This is a genomic window from Psychromonas sp. KJ10-10 (assembly GCF_047323245.1).
Classification (GTDB): Bacteria; Pseudomonadota; Gammaproteobacteria; order Enterobacterales; family Psychromonadaceae; genus Psychromonas.
Map to the genome: position 1 here is coordinate 637,624 of NZ_CP178826.1, position 21,710 is coordinate 659,333.

Below are 21,710 nucleotides of genomic sequence, written 5' to 3' on the forward strand. Positions count from 1 at the left end.
TGTCTCAATTAACGGAAGAGTCTCATTTGAGTGGACTTCATCACTGCAAAAATGCTTTAAAATACCACCTCGATTATTAGTGGCTGTAGAAACACTTATTTTGATAAAAACATACCTAATTAACAAACATCACTGAGTTTGTTAGGGCAGTGAAGGAATGAGCTTAATCGATTGAAAAATGCCCGAGTAGGACTTTTTAATTTGATAACCCTAGATTTATGTAACATAACTAACTAATATTCTATTATTGTTTAACAATCGAACTGAATTTAATGAAATTGTTTCTGATGTGTTTTCTACCCATTCTAGGGGTAGTTGTACCAATGATAGTAAAAGGATTTGGCCGAAGCCAAATAGCCTTATTTACTGCGTTATTACCTGTGGCCAGCTTGGCACTATTGTTCAGTGAGATGTTTGCTGTTTTTGATGGTGAGATCATTTCCCAACAGATAGCCTGGGTAAGTTCACTCGGATTAAATCTAAGCTTGCGCTTAGATGGTTTAGCATTTCTGTTTGCAACGCTAATTCTTGTTATTGGTTTACTGGTTATTTTGTATGCGCGTTATTATTTAAGTGAACGCGATAATATGTCGCGATTCTATAGTTATTTGATCCTGTTCATGGTCGCCATGTTAGGCATCGTACTCAGTGGCAACTTGATACAAATGTGGTTTTTTTGGGAAATGACCAGTATTTCCAGTTTCTTATTGATTAGCTTTTGGACTCACAAAAGCGAGGCACGTAAAGGTGCTCGTTTAGCCCTTACCATTACTGGGCTAGGTGGTCTTTGCCTGTTAGCTGGTGTTATGCTTATTGGTGAAACCGTGGGCAGTTATGAATTAGATGTTGTATTAAATGCCGGTGATGTGATTCGAGCAAGTTCCTACTATCCTGCGATCTTGATTTTAGTGCTACTTGGCGCTTTCACTAAATCTGCACAATTTCCATTCCATTTTTGGTTACCACATGCCATGGTCGCACCTACGCCAGTGAGTGCCTATTTACACTCTGCTACTATGGTTAAAGCAGGCGTATTCTTATTAGCACGTTTATACCCAGCCCTTTCAGGTACAGATATGTGGTTTGTATTGGTTACAGCTACCGGCCTAATGACCTTACTTTATGGCGCCTATTCCGCTGTTTTCCAACATGATTTAAAGGGACTATTAGCCTATTCTACCATTAGTCACTTAGGTTTGATTACGTCGCTATTTGGCCTGAATAGTGACTTAGGCTGCAGTAGTCGCGGTTTTTCATATTATCAACCATGCAACTTTTAAAGCGTCACTATTTATGGTCGCTGGGATTATTGACCATGAGTCAGGTTCGCGGGACATGCGCAAGTTAAATGGCCTTTTCAAATATATGCCAATCACGGCAACATTAGCGATGGTTGCGCATGCGGCAATGGCTGGGGTGCCTTTACTTAACGGTTTCTTATCTAAAGAAATGTTTTTTGCTGAAGTGCTTGGACAACGCTCTATTGGTGCGATTTCTTGGTTGATTCCTGTCTTAGCAACAGTTGGCGCGACACTTTCGGTGGCTTATTCATTACGCTTTATCCATGATGTTTTCTACAATGGTGAGCCTCGTGATTTACCTAAAACCCCACATGAGCCTCCACGTTACATGCGTGTACCCGTTGAAGTGCTGGTGGCAATATGTCTTTTAGTTGGTGCATTTCCAAACTTGACTATTGGCGCGCTACTTAATGTTGCAGGACAAGCAACAATAAATGGTGCCATACCAGAGTTTAGTTTAGCAATATGGCATGGCTTTAATATTCCACTTCTGATGAGTTTTATGGCAATTGTTGGTGGCGCATTGATTTATATTAGTCGTAAACAATTGTTCCGCTTCCAATCTAGCTTTAAGACAATCAATGCCAGTGAGATCTTTGATAAAGTCATTTATCGGGTACAGGATAGTGCGGTAAAAGTGATTGATTGGATTGATAATGGTAGTTATCAGCGCAGTGCTTTGGTTCTGGCGACATTTGCATTAGTGATGCTAGTAATACCACTTTCACAAATTACAGAGCCTTTGGATCGATTAGCACTTACGCAAACTGAAATGCCCGTGATAGTGGGTAGTATATTGTTAATATTAGGTTCAATAGCAACGGTATTAGTGAGTCATCATCGGATTATGGCACTGGCTATGTTGTCTTTAGTGGGTTTGGTGGTTTCAATTGCCTTTAACTATTATTCAGCACCTGACCTAGCTTTAACGCAAGTATTAGTTGAAGTAGTGGCCATTATTCTCTTATTGTTAACTCTCTACTTTTTTCCACAAACCACGGCACGAAGTGCAACTGGACCAGGTGGTTTTGCCCGTGATATTTTGTTAGCGACCACAGTCGGTGCTGTTGTTGGTACTGTGTGTCTATTAATGCTCACTTATCACAGTGAGTCGGTATCACAATTTTATATCGATAACGCAAAAACAGGTGGTGGCGGTACTAACGTTGTTAACGTCATTTTGGTCGATTTCCGTGGTTTCGATACCATGGGTGAAATTCTCGTACTGGGTATTGCGGCCTTAGGGATACACAAGCTGATTGCGCGTATGCGTTTATTTATTCGTACCCGTGATGCGGATGGTCGCCTTTGGAGTGAAGATAAGCACCCAATGATTTTATCTGTGGTGTCTCAGAGTTTATTGCCTTTAGCTTTGTTGATTTCAGCTTATATCTTCCTTCGTGGGCACAATTTACCTGGTGGTGGCTTTATTGCTGGCTTAATAACTGCTGTGGGGCTGATTCTGCAGTACTTCGCCCACGGGGTGACTTGGGTTACTTCGCGTAACAAAATAGTCTATAAAAGCTTGATTGTGAGTGGATTAATGATTGCTTTGTTAACCGGCATAGCACCCTTGGTTCTGGGGTTATCCATTCTTAACCACTTGGTTTGACTATTTCAGCTTACCTGTTATTGGTAAATTTGAACTTACCTCTGCGTTGGTATTTGATTTGGGTGTTTATTTAACCGTGGTTGGCTCGACAATGGTGATATTATCGAACCTAGGTAAACTCACTACCAGTGAACGTTTAAAAGTTGCAGAGGAACAGCAATAATGGAAATTTGGTTTTCAGTCGCAGTTGGTATTGCAACTGCTTGTGGCATATTTTTGATGTTACGTGCTCATACATTTACCTTAGTACTTGGCTTAACGTTATTGTCCTACGCAGTCAATTTGTTTTTGTTTGCTAGTGGTGGTTTGACTATCGATAGCGCGACAATTTTAGGTGATGAAACAATTACTAGTGACCCTCTACCACAAGCTTTAGTTTTAACAGCAATCGTGATTGGCTTTGCGATGACCGCTTTTGCTTGTATACAAGCGATGCGAGCTCGTTCTGATAGCGGTAATGATCATGTTGATGGTAAAGAGCAACTAGACGTTTCATCTAAAACGGAGGCATCGTAGTTCATGCTTCAAGATCATTTAGCGATATTGCCAATTATTACGCCAATCCTAATGGGGATTGTTCTATTATTCGCACGTTTCAGCGAATATATAAATGTACAACGTCTGATTGCAATTTGTTCGCAGGGCGTAGGTTTGTATTTTGCCATTGAATTACTACGTACAGTTATATTACAAGGGCCCATTGTCTACCAGTTGGGTAATTGGCAACAACCCTACGGTATTGCATTATATGTTGATCAAATAAGTGCACTATTGGTGCTGTTAACCTGTTTGGTTGCCTTTTTGCTTTGCTTTATAGTTGTGCTGGCGACGATAAAAAAGGAGTGTTTTTTCATCCCTTAATGATGTTTCAGATCGCTGGTATTTGTGGTGCGTTTTTAACTGCTGATATCTTCAATTTATTTGTATTTTTCGAAATTTTATTGATGGCTTCCTATTCTTTGATGATACATGGTGGTGGTAAAACCCGTGTATTGGCAAATTCTCATTACTTATTTTTAAATTTATTAGGTTCCTCAATATTCTTGATTGCCCTTGGTATTGTTTATGCCGCCTTTGGTACATTAAGTTATGCCGACTTATCATTAAAAGCACAGCAAATTGAAGGCACGCAATTGTTACTGGCGCAAGCGGGTATCTTTTTGTTATTTGTAGTTTTCGCACTTAAATCAGCCATGTTACCTTTGCATTTTTGGTTAGCTAAAACCTACAGCGCAACCAGTGCTCCGGTTGTCGCCTTATTTGCTATTCTCACTAAAGTTGGTTTGTATTGTTTATGGCGTATTCATGGAGTGGTATTTGGTACAGGTGTCGATCCCTTATCAGCGCCTGTATTACAATGGTTAAATCCTTTGGCATTATTAACTATTGCGGTTGTCGCCGTGGGTATCTTAGGTAGTAAAACACTACGACAACTTGCAAGTTATTTAATTATTGCATCTGTGGGTAGTTTATTACTGATCATCGCTCAAAATAATGAGCAGGCTAGTCTTTGCAGGGTTTTATTACCTTATTCATAGTACATTGGCAGGTTGTGCGATGTTCTTATTTGCTGGAATTGTTGTTCGCCTAAGACCAAAACCACAGGATCGTTTTGTTAGTGCTCGTGGTTCTACCATCATCTGGACTGTTAAGTTTTGTTTTCTTGGTTATGGCGATTGCAATGATTGGTTTACCACCTTTATCTGGTTTTATCGGTAAAGCCTTATTACTTAAAGCAACCTTTACTAGTGATTGGATGGTGGCAAGTTGGGCACTTATTTTGATTAGCTCTTTTGTGACTTTGGTTGCAACCTCGCGTGCTACCAGTTATTTATTCTGGAAAGCCAGTGGAGAAGCACCTGAAACAGACAAAGTGCATTCAATGGAACTTATCCCGCTATTCTTAATTGTATTGTTATTACTTTGTTTGGTTGTATTTGCCAACGATGTTGAAAGCTTTACTCAAACAGTCGCTAAACAATTACATGAATATCCTCTACCAAACATGCTTAACCTTAAGGGAGTCAATAATGTCACGTTTATTTCCGATGCCTTATCATAGTTTGATGTTATTTACGGTTTGGGCACTGCTTAATGGTGTTGATCCTGGCAATCTGTTACTTGCTACTTTTTTTGCGTTAGGTATACCTGTCCTAGTTGCACCTCTGTGTCCTAGAGAGCCAGTAGCTAATCAACCGGTTAAAGTCACTATGTATTTTTTACACTTATTGGTTGATATCGTTAAGAGTAATTTTGATGTGGCGGTGCGTGTTGTGCAAAGCAATAAAACATTAAAGCCAGGAATGATTGCTTATCATCTTGAATTAAAGGAGAGCTTCCCCTGACAATTTTGAGTAGCACCATCTCATTAACACCCGGTACCTTGAGCGCTGACTTCTCGCATAATAAGACTATTTTATATGTTCATGTTCTGCATCTTGAAGATGAACAAGCCATTATTGATAATATTAAGCGACGTTATGAGTTACCACTTCAGGAGATTTTCAAATGCTAGCGATAAGTTTACAATTTGCGATGGCCTGTGTATTTGTTTCACTACTATTAAATGCTTGGCGTTTAATCATTGGTCCTAGCACAACAGATCGCATTTTGGCGGTTGATACTATGTACGTAAATTCGGTTGCTTTGATTTTATTGTTTGGTATTTATACTCAAAGCGATGTTTATTTTGAGGTTGCTTGCTTTGATTGCCTTACTTGGTTTCATTAGTACCGGCTGCATTTTGTAAGTTTTTGTTGCGTGGCGACATCATTGAATAGGGCATTTAAATGTTAGAAATTATTTGTAGTCTTTTTCTTATTGTTGGCGGTGTATTTATATTGCTAGGCTCCTATAGCATGGTTAAATTACCTGACTTTTATACACGTTTGCATGGTCCTACAAAAGCTTCAACGCTGGGAGTTGGCTCTGTTATCGTAGGTCGCAATAATTTTTTCTGTGAGTGATGGTAGCTTGTCCTTAAAAGAGTTGATTATCGCTTTATTTTTATTTATTACTGCTCCTGTGGTCGCACATATGCTCGCAAAAGCATCACTACACGCTAAGGTTAAACAGCGTAAAGATAGTGTAAACAATGAACTATTTGACAAAGCAAGACAGCAAAAAGACCGCGAAGATTAGTAAATCATATGGCGTGTAAAGACACCGCATAACTTTGTTCTATCAGAGGGCAATTATCATAAGTAACATTGTTAATGCCTCATTACCCTAGAAAGCTAAGCGGTTAATCCCTAGGAAGCGGGGTTAATAATCTCGCTCCCGGTGTATGTATGCCATTTGAATCCGATGGGTTATATAACCCACAGTTTTTTAAGGATAGACATCCGCAATTAATACATTGCCCTAATGTAGTCTTTAAGTATTGCAGTTGATTGATTTTTTCATCTAATTTTTCTTCCCAAAGCCTTGCCAGTTTTTCCCATTGATCATCTGTTGGCGCAGTATGTAAAGGTAAACTAGATAACATTTCAATTATTTCTTGTAACGAAAACCCTATACTTTGTGCTGCTTTAATAACTGAAATTCTTCGCAAAACCTGGCGATCATATATGCGCTGGTTTGCATTATTCCTAGTGCTTATTATTAAACCTTTCTCTTCGTAAAAATGAAGCGTTGAGATTTTTACTCCAGAGCGTTTAGCGACTTGGCCCACTGTGAACATAATTCCTACCTTTTTTTAATTTCTGACATTTTTGATCAAAAAAGGCTTTACCTCAAGTTAGCTTGAGGGTTTATCATGTATTTCAACAAATAATTAAAAGCCAATTATTAACACAATTTTCCATCGTTAAATTCAAATATAAAAAAGGGTTCCAAATGAAAGTATTAGCCATCGGTGCAACAAACAGTAAAGCCTCAATCAACAAGCAACTAGCAACTTATGCTCGCAGGTCTAATTGAAAACTCAAAGGTTGAAACGCTTGATTTAAATAACTATGAAATGCCAATTTATAGTGTTGATCGTGAGCAAGAGTCAGGTGTACATGAACTGGCTAAAACATTTTTTAATAAGATAGCAGACTCAGATGCTATTGTTATTTCATTTGCGGAATACAATGGTTCATATTCGTCAGCATATAAAAACATTTTCGATTGGTGCTCACGAATTGATATGAAGGTATTTCAAAATAAGCCTGTGATCTTACTTTCTGCTTCTCCTGGCCCTGGTGGCGCTACATCAGTATTAGCATCAGCTGTTGGCTCCGCTCCTTTCTTTGGCGCTGATGTAAAGGGCTCTCTTTCATTCCCTAGTTTCTATGAGAATTTTGACTCGCAAAATCAAGTTGTAATCAATAATGAATTAAAAACTAAACTTATTGAAATAACCGCAAAAATTTAGATCAATATAATAGAGGCTGTAAATAACTGTATATTTATAAAATAAGTATTCTACAGCCTGCTATTTTCCTGCCTAGCATTACTCCTGTATCATCATATTATTTCATTTTACCCAAGAACTTGCTATGAAGTTGCAACAACATGTTTATTTAATGGCGGATTATAATCAATGGATGAATCAGAAAACCTATGAAGCGGTTGGCACTATGGGGCCTGAAAAGATGCATGAAGATAAAGGTGCATTTTTTGGTTCTGTTTTTGCGTCGTTAAATCATATTTGCGTTGCGGATACGATATGGTTAAAGCGATTTTCAGCCATTTTACAGCATTATCCAGCTTATGAGCCTATTAAACAGTTAGCAATGCCTGAGTCACTGGATGAATTTCTTGCTAATAATTTTAATGATCTAAAAGACAGGCGCGTTTTGTTAGATGAAGCCTTGTTAGAAATAACAAGTTTGTTATCCGACCAAGAGTTATTGCAAACGGTCAGTTATCAAAATAGTAAAGGTGTAAATGCTAATAAAACACTTTTTAACTTGTTGATGCATGTGTTTAATCACCAGACACACCATCGAGGTCAAATCACCACTTTACTAAGCCAATCAGGCATTGATATTGGTATTACCGATTTAGTGTTTATACAGCCGAATGTGAATTAAAGAATATTTATGATTATGACAAAAGTGTCATTTTAGCGTTTGTTTTAGGTCATCTACTCTGACGTATTATAAGTCCATAGAAAACGCGAAGCATCTTAAATAAAGCTTCGATTTGCATTTCAAACAACTTATTTTAATCAACTTATAAAAGAGAGTACAAAATGAAAATGACTAAAACTAAAGCAGACACTTATCGCATCAACAATGGCCGTTTTAAGCACCCAAGCTTTTGCAACAACAACACATACAACACGTGTAATACCAACAGCAGAAGTAAGTAGTGAAGTCTGCGCATATGAGTTAGCGCTTGAAAAATTACAAACATTAAAAGCAGATTCTGCTGTTGAACTTAATAAAGATTTAGGACAAATTGCTTATGAGTCTCCACGAAGCTTATCTTTAAATGATGGCTCTTATGTTACTGTTGCAGAAAAAATGAATGCTAACGGTGAGTTATCCTATACAGGTTTAGTTAATATAAGTGTTACCTTTGACATCGCTGAATAAATAAACTGCTAGTAACATAAAGCAGTTAAGAAAAGCGAGCTGAACATAGCTCGCTTTTTTGATCTTTTAGGAAAAATATTACAATAACGCCACTGGGAAACTCTTTAGTAACGACAGCGTGATCTGCAAAACGGATACATATCCCCCTCTAAATACTATTAAAACTCTGTTTATCAAATCTTTAATATAAACTTACAGCCATTCAGCTTGTGTTCAGCTTCATTAAGTTATCTTTAGCAACAACAAAAACAAACAACCATTATTAAGCTAAAGAGGTCATATTATGAAAAAACTTATTTTACCAACATTAATTATTTCGCTAATTGCTTCACCTTTGACTTGGGCTAAAGGTGGTCATCATGATAATAAATCGCAGTGGAAGACGGTAACTAAAGTACAAACTATTACGCATAAAGTTGAACATCGAACTCCACAAGTGAAACATAGACATGAACCAATGCGCCATAAAGCACCTCAAAATAAAAAAGTTAGTCGTAACAAGGCTTCTTTAACAGAGGTGATTTTAATTGCAGGTGTTTTACATGCTTTACGCTAATATGCAATTTAGCTAATTTTTTTGTTAACGGTACAACTAGCGCCTTAAGTATCTACTTTTCCAGAAAAAACCCGATCAAAATGATTTAAAGGTGCTACTTTTGCGTTAGCTTGGCGTTGCCATTTAGTTTTATTTGCTACTAACCATTTTTTTGTGAGCCATTCATTATCGCTTGGCTAACGATTGCTTCCCTTAATTCATGCTCAAAAACATAGTTTTCAGTTTGTATTTCATGGTCACTATCATTGAGGATTTGTTTTGTAATTGAGGTAATGGAAGCACAACCAATAATGCCGATATCTGCCACGAACTGTCCGTAGAATTGACTGATATTGTCATTCACGACATCACGATCATTAGTACGTACTTTACCTCCAGGGATCCAGGTTTCAATGTTATCGTATTGCGATAATATGTAAGCGACTTCGAAGTTATTGGTGACAATTCTGAGTTCTTGGTGGTTGACTAACTTTTCGGCAATGGTCGCTATAGTTGTGCCAATGCCTAAAAACAGGGTACAACCATTAGGGATATGCTTAACGACCTGATTGGCGATAAATTGTTTTTCATTTTTATTGGTCACTTTACGTGAGACATAACTACGATTCGCTAAAGTGATTGGTAAACCGACTCCGCCATGGTGGCGACTTGCTAATCCAATGGAACATAGCTCATTGATATTACGTCGGATAGTTTGTGTGGTTACTTCAAAATGTAATGCAAGCTCTTCCACAGAGCAGTGTTCCTGTTGCTGAAGTATGTCTAATATAGCTTGCTGGCGGATACTCAAATTATTCATATGATGTTCAACAATTTTTACCTGTAGGAACCTGTGTTTGTGGTTTATCTGTGATTATCATGTCGACACCCCAGTCCCAGTATTCACTCATTTTTTGTGGATCATTTATTGTGTAACAGAAAACTTGATATCCAGCCTGTTTAAATTCTGATATTTGTTGTTTATTTAAAAATAAGTAATCGCAATGAACGCTATAAGCATCAATTTCTTGTAATAAATCTAAGCAGTTTTGAGGTATTTGTTCACATAAAAAGCCTCTCGGTATTTGCGGTAACAATCGGCGCATATGTTTTAATGCTTGCAGGCTAAAACTAGAAAATAATAATTGGGTTGTATCTATCTGTGAGAACACGATTACTGTCGTAATTCTTTCACAAAGCAAGGCAATATCATCTTCAGGATACAGTTTAATTTCGATATTAACCTTCAAGTTGTGTTCATTTGCTAATAACAAGGTTTCTTCAAGTGAAGGAATATGTTCCTTGTTAAATGCCTCTGAAAACCATGAACCCGCATCTAATGATTGCAGGTTAGCTAAACTCATTTCACCTACAACCCCTTCGCCGTTAGTACAACGATTAACACTTTGGTCATGAATAACAACGGGAACCCTATCGAGGCTTAATTGAACATCAATCTCTATCCACTGATATCCCATTTCTGCTGTTTTTTTAAAAGCGGCTAAGGTGTTTTCTGGTGCAAGACTAGAAACACCACGGTGTGCTGTTAATTTCATTTTAACCTCGATTAAAGAGTTATTTTTTAGATGAATCCTAACAACAATTTATGACATTAATGTTTCAAAAAAGCGAGCGATATGAACATTTTGACTGTTCAAATAAGTTCATATTTGTGTAATTAAACTGTCATTTTATTCATTTAGCCTCTAGCTGAACATTAATTCCGTTCATTTGCACGATTGAACCTGTTTGTGTATTCGAACAAAAAATTCTGAAAAATGAGCCATAGTGGCTTTCAAATAATAACTTTAGATAAGGATAATCCTATGTATATTAAAAAGATCACAGGAGTAGTCGTTACTGTCGCATTAATGAGTGCGTCAGCTCACGCCAAAACTGAGGTTGAATGGTGGCATGCAATGGGGGGCGAATTAGGTGAAAAAGTAAATGAAATCGTCGCTGATTTTAATGCAAGCCAATCTGATTATGAAATTAAAGCGGTTTACAAAGGCACTTATGCTGAAACCATGACCAGTGCAATCGGCGCCTTTCGTGCTAAACAACAACCAGCTATTGTACAAGTGTTTGAAGTAGGTACTGCCACTATGATGGGCGCGAAACAAGCGATCTACCCTGTTTATGAATTAATGGCAGATACTAGCGAGTCTTTTGACCCTAATAAGTATTTATCTGCAGTGACGGGTTACTACACAACCAATGACGGGCAAATGTTATCAATGCCCTTTAACAGCTCAACGCCGGTTTTATATTACAACAAAGATATGTTTGCTAAAGCGGGAATTACATCAGCACCTAAAACCTGGAAAGAAATGGGTGAAGTTTCTCAAAAACTTTTAGATTCAGGTGCACAGTGTGGTTTCACAACAACTTGGCAGTCTTGGATTCAAATTGAAAACTTTGGTGCACGTAACAATATTGCGATGGCAGATAATAACAATGGTTTTGCAGGGTTAGAAACTAAATTTACCTTTAATAAACCAGAATTTGTGAAGCACATTAATCAATTGAGCGAGTGGGCTAAGTCTGGCATTTATAAATACGGCGGTCGTCAGTCTACAGGTATGCCATTATTTTATACTCAAGAATGTGCGATGACCATGGGATCTTCAGCAGGTCTTGCTGGTATTCAAGCGAATATGAAAGATATTAATGTCGGTGTTGCGCAACTTCCTTATGACAGTACCTTAATTGAAAAACCACAAAATACGATTATCGGTGGGGCATCATTATGGGTATTACGTGGTCACGAAAGTGAAGAGTATAAAGGCGTTGCAAAGTTCTTTAGCTATCTTTCAAGTCGTCGCGGTTCAAGCTGATTGGCATCAATTTACTGGGTATTTACCGATCACCCAAGAAGCCTATGAGTTAACTAAAGAGCAAGGTTTTTATACAACAAACCCGGGTACTGATGTTGCTGTTATGCAAATGACTTCAACTAAGCCAACGGCTAACTCTAAAGGCATTCGCTTTGGTAACTTCTTACAATCACGCGATATTATTAATGAGCAATTAGAAGCGGTATGGGCTGGTAAGGAGTCTGCTCAGACGGCACTAGATAATGCGGTTAAGCAAGGTAATGAAGAATTACGTCGCTTTGAACGAACGCAAAAATAAGCCAAGTTCGCCACACATTCGTGTGGCGAATTTCTTCATTTTAATATTTTAGGCTTTTTATATGTCATCACATATCGGTTTTAAAAATAAATACTTGCCGATTGCCTTAATTGCACCTCAGTTAATCATTACATTAGTGTTTTTTATCTGGCCAGCAGGGCAGGCAATTGTTCAGTCAACGCAGTTAGAGGATGCCTTTGGATTAAGTACTGAGTTTGTTGGTTTAGAAAATTTTATTAGTTTATATAACGATAGTAATTATTTATCTTCATTTTTAACAACCATGCAATTTAGTTTCACCGTTGCGCTTTTGGCGTTAGTTAGCGCGTTAGTACTCTCTGCCTTTGCTGAGCACATTCTCCGAGGAGCCATTTTTTATCGTACATTTTTGATTTGGCCCTATGCCGTTGCACCTGTTGTCGCAGGCTCACTTTGGCTGTTTTTATTTGATCCTACTATTGGCATTATCAGTGAGTTATTAGATAACTTTGGTGTTAATTGGGATCCTGTTCTTAATGGTGATCATGCAATGTGGATGGTGGTGATCACATCTACTTGGAAACAGATTAGTTACAACTTTTTATTCTTTTTAGTCGCCTTACAGTCTGTTCCGAAAGCGTTACATGAAGCAGTACGCGATTGATGGCAGTGGCCCGATAAAACGTTTTGTTACCATTAGTTTTCCATTGATTTCGCCAACCAGTTTTTTCTTGTTAGTGGTTAATTTTGTGTATGCCTTTTTCGATACCTTTGCTGTTATCCATGCGATGACTCAAGGAGGCCCAAGTAACAGTACTTCTACTTTAGTTTATAAGGTTTATAACGATGGATTCATTGGCTTGAATCTTGGTTCTTCAGCGGCACAGTCGGTTATTTTAATGATGCTAGTGGCTTTGTTAACGGTTATTCAATTTAAATATATAGAGAAAAAGGTAGCTTACTAATGGTAGAACGTAGACCGCTATTTAAGATTTTTTGTCATTTCATTTTAATCCTAGGCATTGTTGCTATTGCGCTTCCGGTTTGGGTTGCGTTAGTTGCAACGACCCATGAAAATCATGCTTTTGCTACTGGGACACCATTGTGGTTTGGTGATCTTGGCTTTAGTGTTTTTAGTGAACTATTAAGCGGAGAGAGTAGTTTTAATAATACATCATTGCCGATTAGTAACATGTTATTTAACTCCTTAGTGATGGCGTTATGCATTACACTGGGTAAGTTAAGTATCTCTATACTGTCAGCCTATGCCGTGGTGTTTTTCCGCTTCCCTGGACGAATGTTGGCTTTTTGGATGATTTTTTTCACTTTAATGTTGCCTGTAGAAGTGCGAATCATGCCGACATTTGAAGTGATAACAAATTTAAATATGTTGAACTCCTTTTCAGGACTTACGATCCCTTTAATTGCCAGTGCAACAGCAACTTTTTTGTTTCGTCAGTTTTTCTTAACTATTCCTCAAGAACTCATTGAAGTGACGCGAATTGATGGTGCAGGGCCGATTAAGTTCTTTTTTGATATTTTGCTTCCTTTATCACGTACTAATATCGCGACCCTGTTTGTGATCACCTTTATCTATGGTTGGAACCAATATCTTTGGCCGTTATTAATTACTACTGATGCACAGTATTACACCATAGTTATGGGCATTAAACAGATGTTAGGTGTGGTTGATGGCGTTGTTGAATGGAACAAGATTATGGCCACCACAATTATCGCGATGCTACCACCTGTAGTTGTTGTTATCGCTATGCAAAAAGCCTTTGTTAAAGGCCTAGTAGATACGGAGAAATAAATGTCGACACTTACACTTTCAAATATTGCTAAATCCTATGCGAATGGCTATCAAGCTGTGCAACAACTTGACCTTGATATTAATGATGCTGAAATGATTGTTTTGGTTGGTCCGAGTGGCTGTGGAAAATCAACCTTGTTACGTATGATTGCTGGATTAGAAGAAATCACTTCTGGTGAACTCACGATTGATGGGCAAATTGTTAATCATTTAGAGCCCGGTGAGCGTGATATTGCGATGGTTTTTCAAAACTATGCACTTTATCCACATATGACTGTTTACAATAATATGGCTTATGGACTGCGTAATCGTAAAACACCTAAGGACGAAATTCATCGTTTAGTGACGGAAGCCGCTGAAATGCTTGAGTTATCGGAATTATTACAACGAAAACCGAAACAACTTTCTGGCGGTCAGCGTCAACGTGTAGCTATGGGGCGTGCCATTGTTCGAGAACCGAAAGTCTTTTTATTTGACGAACCGTTATCAAATCTTGATGCTAAATTAAGAGTGCAGATGCGCCTGCAGATTAAGAAATTACAACGACGATTAGCAACCACTTCTATTTACGTGACTCATGACCAGGTCGAAGCGATGACCTTGGCTGATAAATTAGTGGTTTTAAATAAAGGTAATGTTGAACAGGTTGGCACACCTATGGAAATTTATGATAATCCCGCATCATTATTTGTCGCTACATTTATTGGTTCACCTGCGATGAATATTGTTGATGCGAATATTAGTCCAGAGGGAATTGTATTTGTTGATTCACTGCTATCTGTCAATACCCAATCCATTAACCTTGGTCAGATAAAATTAGGATTACGCCCAGAACACCTACAAATTGTTGATCATAATCCTTGGTTTGAAGTTGAGGTGGAGTTGATTGAAGCGCTAGGTGCTGATTTATTGTTATATTGCCAAACCCTTAATAACAAACCACAATCATTAGTGATAAGAGTTCAAGGCCATTCAGTGATAAGTATTGGTGATATTTTAGGGCTTGATATTGATTTACGACATGTGCATCTCTTTGACTCTACAACAGCTAAGAATCTTTATTTCGATAGCAAACTTCCATTAGAAAATGAGGTTATATATGCCTAAACCTTTATCCACATTAACTTTTAATCAAGCTAAAAAAATAAAGTGGCTGTTAACTGATGTTGACGATACCTTGACTTGGAAGGGTAAGTTGCCCGCTGAAACCTTAGTCGCTTTAGATAAACTTAATGAGCATGGTGTAAATATTGTTGCTGTGACAGGTGCCTGTGCTGGTTGGTGTGATCAAATAGCACGTTTATGGCCAGTTCATGGAGTGATTGGTGAGAACGGGGCTTTTTGGATGCAAAAAAATAGCCGGGAATTTGTCAGCAGAGAAATGTATCCATTAGCACAAATGCGTTCTCAGCAAGGGAAGCTACTGGAAGAATTAAATGCGCTATTGAAGGATTATCCTGGGGTTGGTTATGCCTATGATCAAGCATTTCGTTTCTGTGATGTGGCGATAAATTTAAGCCAAGATAGAGAACCATTACAAGAATCTATATGCAATGAGTTATTACAAAAAATCCGCTCTTTGACTATTGATGGTCAAGCTGTCAATGCTTGCATTAAGCTCTATTCATTTGAATGTTTGGGTGGGTAATCATAGTAAACGCTTAACGGCAGAAAAGTATCTTTCGGAAAACTCTGGGCTTGAACCTATCGTTATTGATGAAATTGCTTACATTGGTGATTCATTAAATGATGAAAGTATGTTCGCTTGGTTACCTTTGACCTTTGGTGTAAAAAATATAACGCCGGTATTACCTAAGTTAAAAGCTAAACCTGCATTTATTACGACTCAGAATGGTGGTTATGGTTTCACTGAGTTAGCAGAGGTTATTATCAATGCCAAACAAAACCCGCCATTAGCTAAAGCTTCTGGAGATAGTTAGGAATTTAGCTTAAATACATTGAGGCCACTAATGAAGATTAACAACAATTATTAGTGGCGATATTACCCACAATAAAGTTCTTATACCTGCTGTGAACTTTATGAACAAAATAGATTTTAAACACTCAATTCTCATTATTTCCCATTTCTAGCCAGTCAATTTTTTCTCTTTAGTATCGCTACTCCATTAACTGCTTAACTCCTTTTGTTTCTTTGTAAAGAATTGAAAAATAACATTTGTTAAGTGTGATATTGGTAACCATCAAATAATTAAAGTCAAAGTCATTATAAAAAAGGAATGTTTATTATGTTCAATAATTTTAAAAAATGCATTGGTTCTTCTGTTTTAGCGGTAACGATTGCAACGCTTTCCACAAGTGTTTTTGCGGCCGATATAGAGGAAATTCATATGATCATTCCAGGTGGTGCTGGTGGTGGTTGGGATGGGACTGCACGAGGCATCGGTAGTGTATTAATGAAGGAAGATTTAGTGAATCAAGTCTCCTATCAAAACCTTTCGGGCGGTGGTGGTGGTAAAGCGATTGCACATTTGATTGAAACAGCGGATCGCCAACAAGATACGTTAATGGTTAATTCAACGCCAATCGTTATTCGTTCATTAACAGGGATCTTCCCACAATCATTTCGTGATTTAACGCCTGTTGTCGCTACTATTTCTGATTATGGTGCGATTGTAACTTCTGCTGATTCCGAGTATCAAGACTGGAAACAGGTTGTGAGTGCCTTTAAAGAAAACCCTAAAAAAGTAAAAATTGCTGGTGGTTCAGCGCGAGGCAGTATGGATCATTTAGTGGTTGCTGCCGCCTTTAAAGGTGAAGGGTTTGATGCACGTAAAGTACGTTATATTGCTTACGATGCAGGTGGTAAAGCTATGGTCGCATTACTATCAGGGGAAACACCACTTTTATCAACAGGCTTAAGTGAAGTGCTAGAAATGTCTAAAAGTGGTCAAGTACGTATTTTAGCGATTACTGCGCCAGAACGTTTATCGGTCGCGCCAAATATCCCAACTTTAACTGAAATGGGTAATGATACTGTCTTTGCTAACTGGCGTGGTTTCTTTGTCGCACCTGGTGTGAGCAAGGAAAAAGTTGCAACTTGGAATAAAGCCTTCGCTGAAATGTACAAAACAGATGAGTGGACTGTTGTGCGTGATCGTAACGGTTGGATCGATAACTATAAAGCAGATAAAGACTTTTACAGCTTTTTAGAAAGCCAAGAAAAACAAGTAGGCGACCTGATGCGCGAACTTGGATTTTTGAAATAGATTAATTATTACGGCTGGTATTTTATCCAAGCTACTTCATTTTTTACTTTCGAGTAGCTTGGCTTTTTCTACATACCTTGTTTAGGCGCTTTGGAGCCACTCATGAAATTCAATTCAGATTCTCTTTTAAGTCGAGACCGTGTTGGTGGGGTGATCTTTTTGATTTTTTGCCTTGTCTACGGATACCAAACAACCATTATTCCGCTTTTTCCTGGTGATGAATATGAAGCATTTACGGCTCGTACCTTACCTTGGATGTTAACCATTGCGGGAATATTTTTATCTTTATTATTAATCACAACTGCGCAACCAAATACCAAAAGTGGGGCTGTACTTGGTTTTGATTGGCGATTATTAATTTCCTTTATTTTGCTGATGATTGCCTATGGCTTTGGCTTAACCTGGTTAGGGTTTGTATTAGCAACTAGTCTATTTCTGATTGCTGGTTTTTGGGTATTAGGCGAACGCAGAAAGTCGGTGTTATTTGGGGCGTCATTTCCTTTTGTAACGGTATTTTGGCTGTTATTAACCAAAGTATTAGATATTTATCTTGAACCGGGTTACCTGTTTTTAAGTCTCTAGGAGATAATTTATGTTAGATGGAATTTTAATTGGCTTATCAACAGCAGTGATGCCGGTCAATATCATGTGGGTTGTGGTTGGCTGTTTTGTTGGGACTTTCATTGGTATGTTACCCGGCTTAGGGCCTATTTCAGCAATCGCTTTAATGATCCCTATTACTTATGGGTTGGACCCATCTTCAGGCATGATTTTAATGGCTGGAGTTTATTATGGCGCCGTTTTTGGTGGTTCTACCTCGTCAATATTAATCAATGCACCTGGGTGTTCATCAACCGTGGTAACCGCATTTGATGGTTATCCGATGGCACAAAAGGGACAAGCAGGAAAGGCATTAGCCTTAGTCGCTTACTCTTCATTTACAGGAGGAACTTTATCGGCATTTATGCTGTTAGTTGCCGCGCCAGCCTTAGCGCAGGTTTCCTTAAGCTTTCAATCACCTGATTATTTTGCATTAATGTTGGTGGGGTTATCTGCCGTAGCGGCTTTCGCAGGTAAAGGACAAGTGGTGAAAGCCTGGATGATGACGATTTTAGGGCTAATGTTAGCTACTGTAGGGATTGATAAGGGGGTTGGTGTTGAACGATTTACCTTTGGGTTAACCGACTTAATGGATGGCTTTAGTTTCCTATTGCTGGCAATGGCGACCTTTGCTTTGGGCGAAACATTAATGACCATTTTAAAACCTGAAGACGATACGCTTTCTAAGCAAAACTCTGTGACGGATCTGGGTAGCATGAAAGTGAGTAAAGAAGAGTTTAAGGAATTAGCGCCAGTGTCAATTCGTTCTTCTATCCTTGGTTTTTTTGTTGGTGTTTTACCTGGTGCAGGTGCAACCATTGTCGCTTTTTTAAGTTATGGCATGGAAAGAAATATCGCACCCAAAGAGAAAAGAGAAGAGTTTGGTAAAGGTAGTATGCGTGGTGTTGTTGCTCCGGAATCTGCAAACAATGCCGCCTCTAGTGGCTCATTTGTTCCCTTATTAACCTTAGGTATTCCTGGCTCAGGTACAACTGCAATCATGTTAGGGGCATTAATCTCTTATGGTGTGCAACCAGGTCCAAGACTGTTTATCGATAACCCTGAAATATTTTGGTCAGTTATTATTTCAATGTACTTAGGTAATATTGTATTGATGGTACTGAATTTGCCACTGATCCCTTATATTTCTAAATTATTAGCAGTACCGCGCACGGTATTATTACCAATGGTGATTTTCTTTTCGATCACTGGTGTGTACTTAGTGTCATTTAATACTATTGATGTATTTATTATGATTGCGATTGCTATTGCGGCTTATCTTTTTAAGGCTAGCCAATTTCCCGTTAGCACCATTGTTATTAGGGTTTATTTTAGGGGGATTAATGGAAGAAAATTTACGTCGCTCATTAATGATTAGCGATGGAGAATTAAGCTTCTTATGGGAACGCCCAATTACCTTAGTATTTACTGTGATTGTCGCCTTTGTGATTGCTACGCCATTGATTTTAACTGCTGTAAATAAGTATCGTCGACGCTCCTTGGTAACTTCTGAGAGTAACTAAGATTTAAAAACAGCACCGCGAGGTGCTGTTTTTTATTGTGATAAGTTATTTACGTGATTTGATATAAGTTCTTTCTGGCCTGCCGACTGTGCCATAACTTAAGTCTGCAAGTAATTCACCCGAGCTAATCAAGTGTTCAAGATACCTTCTTGCTGTAGTGCGACTGGCACCTATCAACTCACCTGCTTTATCGGCGGTTATTTGAGTTTGGCTATTAAATAACAAGCGCACTTTATCTAGCGTTACTTTATCAATTCCTTTAGGCAATCTCGCTACAGGATTAAGAGCACCAGCGCTATTTGATATCATGGAATCAACAAGACTTTGGTCTAAATCATCAATGCTACCTAGTTGGTTTTTTTGTTTTAAGTATTTATCAAGGGCTTCTTGAAGGCGGGAAAAAACAACGGGCTTAAGCAGGTAATCAACCACACCACCGCGCATGGCTTGTTGTAGAGTTTCAACATCTCTATCTGCGGTAATTAAAATAACATCACAGGCGTACTCTTTTTGCCTTAGGTATTTTAAAATATCAAGCCCATTGCCATCAGGAAGATACAGGTCAAGCAACAGTAAGTCTGGGGCTAATACATCTAATAGAGTTTCCGCTTCATCTTTACTAGTCGCAATGCCAATAGTTTCAAAGCCATCTATTTTGATCAGACTACGGCGGTGGATTTCAGCAATGCCTAAATCATCTTCAATAATGAGTACTTTAATGTCTTTGTTATTTATCATTCGTTAACCCTTTATAAAAAACTTTAGGCAGGTAAGCGATAACTCTAGTGCCTTGGTTTTCATTGTTTTCCATGATCAGTTGGCCTTTATACTGAGTAATAATTTGATTCACTAAATACAAACCAACGCCACGATGTTTGCCAGTTTTACTTGAAACGCCTTTTTTAATTAACGCCATTTGATCAAGTTGTTCAGGTAAGCCACAACCATTATCTTCAACTTCAATAATAATATCTGGCCCAAAATCGCTGATACTGATTAAGACCTTTCTGTCATTCTTATTGGTTGATGCGTTTGAAAGACTTGCTTCAAAGGCATTATCAATAAAATTACCTAAAACAGTCACTAGGTCTTCTGCTCGAATATGCGTTGGAAGGCGTAACAATCGAGAACCTTCATCAATATCCAGTGTTAAACCTAACTCTCTGGCTCTTTCGCTTTTGCCTAATAAAACCCCAGCAATGACTGGTTCAGCGATAGCTTCACGTAGAAATTGGATCAGATGTTGATAGTGTTCAGTTTCTTGGCCAATTAAGCGCAATACTTCTTCGGTTTTATCAAGTTGTAATAAACCACTGATGGTATTTAACTTGTTGCGATGTTCGTGAGTTTGCGAACGTAATAGTTCTGCATATTCTCGAATTTGAGAAAGTTGTTTGGTTAGCTCGGTTATTTCATCCTTAAGACGGAAACTAGAAACGGCACCTACGACATTTCCATCAACCACGATTAATTGACGAGTGGCAATAATAGCTTGTCCATTAAGAATGGTTTCAACATCGGTTTCTTCAATATTGGTGTGTAAAATATCTGTTAAGTGACTTTCGGGTAAGACACTTTGTATATTTTTATTTAATACTTGTTCCATTTTTAAGTTTAAAATCTGGCAAGCGCTATGGTTAATTGAAGTGATATGACTGTTTTTATCAATACTGATAATACCCTCTTTAATGGTGCTTAAGGTTACCTGTAGTTCCATGTATAAGCGCCCAAATTCTTCAGGTTCGAATCCAAGAATGGCATGTTGAAAACGACGAGCGGTAAAACTTGAGATAATTACATTAGCTAAAACCACTATTAATGCCATTGCAATCAAGAAAAATAGAAACTGATAAACTTTGTCATCTATTGTTGTAACTAAGTAACCCACAGATACTACGCCAATAATATTGCCAAGATCATCATAAACAGGGGTTTTACCTCGTACTGAGTTACCAAGAGAACCTTTAGCGTAAGAAATATATGAAATACCTTGGAGAAGTGCTCTGTCGTTGTCTCCTCCTTGCATTTTTTTGCCAATGCGTTCAGCAACAGGATGAGAATATCGAATGCCCTGTGTATCTCCGACAACAATAAAGGCGGCTTTAATGGAAGTACGCATAGCTTCAATTTTGTGTTGCATTAATTGTTGGTTTTTACCTTGTAATGCTTCAACAACCATAGGTGTTCCTGCTAAAAACTTAGCAACACCTAACGCTACTTCACCACTATCATGTGCCTTAACACTTTTTAAATATGCAAAACCAGCTCCAGAGAGAGTAAGTAGTTGGATCAAACCAGAAAGGGTCATCACCATTAATAATCTGCGACGGAAGCTTAATCCGCTCCATTGAAAAAGAGGTTTTTTGTCATTGAGGTATTTTTCTAGTGATTAATGCTGAGGGGAGGAGGTTAGCATTAAAGTCTTTTTATAACTCAAGCAGAGGTAACATCTTAAGT

25 protein-coding genes and 4 pseudogenes are annotated in these 21,710 nt (G+C 38.1%); 24 read left to right on the top strand and 5 right to left on the bottom strand.

What is annotated here, in order from left to right; translation table 11 throughout:
• Positions 1-272: 272 nt before the first annotated feature.
• From ACLKMH_RS03740 to ACLKMH_RS03780, 9 genes and pseudogenes are all read left to right on the top strand, one after another.
• Positions 273-3,076: pseudogene (locus tag ACLKMH_RS03740) on the top strand (monovalent cation/H+ antiporter subunit A).
• Positions 3,076-3,429, top strand: coding sequence for a Na+/H+ antiporter subunit C (locus ACLKMH_RS03745; protein ID WP_413700919.1), 354 nt, complete (start codon positions 3,076-3,078; stop codon positions 3,427-3,429). Before ACLKMH_RS03740 ends, ACLKMH_RS03745 begins: the two are co-directional and overlap by 1 nt.
• Positions 3,430-3,432: 3 nt before the next feature.
• Positions 3,433-3,774: a hypothetical protein gene (locus tag ACLKMH_RS03750; protein WP_413700920.1), complete on the top strand. Its 342-nt coding sequence runs from the start codon at positions 3,433-3,435 to the stop codon at positions 3,772-3,774.
• Positions 3,774-4,451, top strand: a complete 678-nt coding sequence (locus tag ACLKMH_RS03755) for a proton-conducting transporter membrane subunit (RefSeq protein ID WP_413700921.1) — start codon at positions 3,774-3,776, stop codon at positions 4,449-4,451. Before ACLKMH_RS03750 ends, ACLKMH_RS03755 begins: the two co-directional genes overlap by 1 nt.
• Before the next feature lie 80 nt (positions 4,452-4,531).
• Complete coding sequence (locus ACLKMH_RS03760; RefSeq protein ID WP_413700922.1) at positions 4,532-4,975, top strand: proton-conducting transporter membrane subunit; 444 nt, start codon at positions 4,532-4,534, stop codon at positions 4,973-4,975.
• Between the two features lie 4 nt (positions 4,976-4,979).
• Positions 4,980-5,428 (top strand): annotated as a pseudogene (locus ACLKMH_RS03765) (Na+/H+ antiporter subunit E).
• A pseudogene (locus ACLKMH_RS03770) lies at positions 5,422-5,693 on the top strand (K+/H+ antiporter subunit F). Before ACLKMH_RS03765 ends, ACLKMH_RS03770 begins: the two co-directional pseudogenes overlap by 7 nt.
• A gap of 78 nt (positions 5,694-5,771) precedes the next feature.
• The gene (locus ACLKMH_RS03775) at positions 5,772-5,879 is read left to right on the top strand and encodes a cation:proton antiporter (protein WP_413702252.1); all 108 of its coding nucleotides are present in this window, start codon (positions 5,772-5,774) and stop codon (positions 5,877-5,879) included.
• Positions 5,872-6,054: a cation:proton antiporter gene (locus ACLKMH_RS03780; RefSeq protein ID WP_413700923.1), complete on the top strand. Its 183-nt coding sequence runs from the start codon at positions 5,872-5,874 to the stop codon at positions 6,052-6,054. Before ACLKMH_RS03775 ends, ACLKMH_RS03780 begins: the two co-directional genes overlap by 8 nt.
• A gap of 103 nt (positions 6,055-6,157) precedes the next feature.
• Here ACLKMH_RS03780 and soxR read toward each other — a convergent pair whose 3' ends face one another.
• On the bottom strand, positions 6,158-6,595 hold the full coding sequence (gene soxR / locus ACLKMH_RS03785; RefSeq protein WP_413700924.1) for a redox-sensitive transcriptional activator SoxR: 438 nt from the start codon (positions 6,593-6,595) through the stop codon (positions 6,158-6,160).
• Between the two features lie 219 nt (positions 6,596-6,814).
• Here soxR and ACLKMH_RS03790 point away from each other — a divergent pair, with 219 nt between their 5' ends.
• From ACLKMH_RS03790 to ACLKMH_RS03805, 4 genes are all read left to right on the top strand, one after another.
• The gene (locus ACLKMH_RS03790; protein WP_413700925.1) at positions 6,815-7,273 is read left to right on the top strand and encodes an NADPH-dependent FMN reductase; all 459 of its coding nucleotides are present in this window, start codon (positions 6,815-6,817) and stop codon (positions 7,271-7,273) included.
• Positions 7,274-7,397: 124 nt separating this feature from the next.
• Entirely contained in the window at positions 7,398-7,934 is a 537-nt protein-coding gene (locus ACLKMH_RS03795) for a DinB family protein (protein ID WP_413700926.1), read from the top strand.
• A 192-nt stretch (positions 7,935-8,126) separates the two neighbouring features.
• Positions 8,127-8,441, top strand: a complete 315-nt coding sequence (locus ACLKMH_RS03800; RefSeq protein ID WP_413702253.1) for a DUF3316 domain-containing protein — start codon at positions 8,127-8,129, stop codon at positions 8,439-8,441.
• A 283-nt stretch (positions 8,442-8,724) separates the two neighbouring features.
• Positions 8,725-8,997, top strand: coding sequence for a hypothetical protein (locus ACLKMH_RS03805; RefSeq protein WP_413700927.1), 273 nt, complete (start codon positions 8,725-8,727; stop codon positions 8,995-8,997).
• Between the two features lie 139 nt (positions 8,998-9,136).
• Here the strand turns inward: ACLKMH_RS03805 and ACLKMH_RS03810 are convergent, their stop codons facing one another.
• Positions 9,137-9,796: a DeoR/GlpR family DNA-binding transcription regulator gene (locus ACLKMH_RS03810; protein WP_413700928.1), complete on the bottom strand. Its 660-nt coding sequence runs from the start codon at positions 9,794-9,796 to the stop codon at positions 9,137-9,139.
• A 7-nt stretch (positions 9,797-9,803) separates the two neighbouring features.
• Complete coding sequence (locus tag ACLKMH_RS03815) at positions 9,804-10,532, bottom strand: glycerophosphoryl diester phosphodiesterase (RefSeq protein ID WP_413700929.1); 729 nt, start codon at positions 10,530-10,532, stop codon at positions 9,804-9,806.
• Positions 10,533-10,802: 270 nt separating this feature from the next.
• Here ACLKMH_RS03815 and ACLKMH_RS03820 point away from each other — a divergent pair, with 270 nt between their 5' ends.
• From ACLKMH_RS03820 to ACLKMH_RS03870, 11 genes and pseudogenes are all read left to right on the top strand, one after another.
• On the top strand, positions 10,803-11,813 hold the full coding sequence (locus tag ACLKMH_RS03820; protein WP_413700930.1) for an extracellular solute-binding protein: 1,011 nt from the start codon (positions 10,803-10,805) through the stop codon (positions 11,811-11,813).
• Positions 11,767-12,111: a hypothetical protein gene (locus ACLKMH_RS03825; RefSeq protein WP_413700931.1), complete on the top strand. Its 345-nt coding sequence runs from the start codon at positions 11,767-11,769 to the stop codon at positions 12,109-12,111. The genes ACLKMH_RS03820 and ACLKMH_RS03825 overlap by 47 nt, the downstream gene beginning before the upstream one ends.
• A gap of 61 nt (positions 12,112-12,172) precedes the next feature.
• Positions 12,173-12,754 carry a hypothetical protein gene (locus tag ACLKMH_RS03830; RefSeq protein WP_413700932.1) on the top strand — a complete coding sequence of 194 codons (582 nt, stop codon included), beginning with the start codon at positions 12,173-12,175 and terminating at the stop codon, positions 12,752-12,754.
• Complete coding sequence (locus ACLKMH_RS03835) at positions 12,735-13,055, top strand: ABC transporter permease subunit (RefSeq protein WP_413700933.1); 321 nt, start codon at positions 12,735-12,737, stop codon at positions 13,053-13,055. Before ACLKMH_RS03830 ends, ACLKMH_RS03835 begins: the two co-directional genes overlap by 20 nt.
• Complete coding sequence (gene ugpE, locus ACLKMH_RS03840) at positions 13,055-13,903, top strand: sn-glycerol-3-phosphate ABC transporter permease UgpE (RefSeq protein WP_413700934.1); 849 nt, start codon at positions 13,055-13,057, stop codon at positions 13,901-13,903. Before ACLKMH_RS03835 ends, ugpE begins: the two co-directional genes overlap by 1 nt.
• Positions 13,904-15,010 carry a sn-glycerol-3-phosphate import ATP-binding protein UgpC gene (locus tag ACLKMH_RS03845; protein ID WP_413700935.1) on the top strand — a complete coding sequence of 369 codons (1,107 nt, stop codon included), beginning with the start codon at positions 13,904-13,906 and terminating at the stop codon, positions 15,008-15,010.
• Positions 15,003-15,551 carry an HAD family hydrolase gene (locus ACLKMH_RS03850; RefSeq protein WP_413700936.1) on the top strand — a complete coding sequence of 183 codons (549 nt, stop codon included), beginning with the start codon at positions 15,003-15,005 and terminating at the stop codon, positions 15,549-15,551. Before ACLKMH_RS03845 ends, ACLKMH_RS03850 begins: the two co-directional genes overlap by 8 nt.
• Positions 15,544-15,843: a hypothetical protein gene (locus ACLKMH_RS03855; protein WP_413700937.1), complete on the top strand. Its 300-nt coding sequence runs from the start codon at positions 15,544-15,546 to the stop codon at positions 15,841-15,843. Before ACLKMH_RS03850 ends, ACLKMH_RS03855 begins: the two co-directional genes overlap by 8 nt.
• Positions 15,844-16,149: 306 nt before the next feature.
• Positions 16,150-17,130, top strand: coding sequence for a tripartite tricarboxylate transporter substrate binding protein (locus ACLKMH_RS03860; protein WP_413700938.1), 981 nt, complete (start codon positions 16,150-16,152; stop codon positions 17,128-17,130).
• 102 nt (positions 17,131-17,232) lie between these two features.
• Complete coding sequence (locus ACLKMH_RS03865; protein ID WP_413700939.1) at positions 17,233-17,712, top strand: tripartite tricarboxylate transporter TctB family protein; 480 nt, start codon at positions 17,233-17,235, stop codon at positions 17,710-17,712.
• A gap of 10 nt (positions 17,713-17,722) precedes the next feature.
• Positions 17,723-19,253, top strand: a pseudogene (locus tag ACLKMH_RS03870) (tripartite tricarboxylate transporter permease).
• Between the two features lie 45 nt (positions 19,254-19,298).
• Here ACLKMH_RS03870 and ACLKMH_RS03875 read toward each other — a convergent pair.
• Together ACLKMH_RS03875 and ACLKMH_RS03880 are read right to left on the bottom strand one after the other, a co-directional pair.
• The gene (locus ACLKMH_RS03875; RefSeq protein ID WP_413700940.1) at positions 19,299-19,991 is read right to left on the bottom strand and encodes a response regulator; all 693 of its coding nucleotides are present in this window, start codon (positions 19,989-19,991) and stop codon (positions 19,299-19,301) included.
• Positions 19,981-21,561, bottom strand: a complete 1,581-nt coding sequence (locus tag ACLKMH_RS03880) for an ATP-binding protein (RefSeq protein ID WP_413700941.1) — start codon at positions 21,559-21,561, stop codon at positions 19,981-19,983. The genes ACLKMH_RS03875 and ACLKMH_RS03880 overlap by 11 nt, the downstream gene beginning before the upstream one ends.
• Positions 21,562-21,710: the final 149 nt, after the last annotated feature.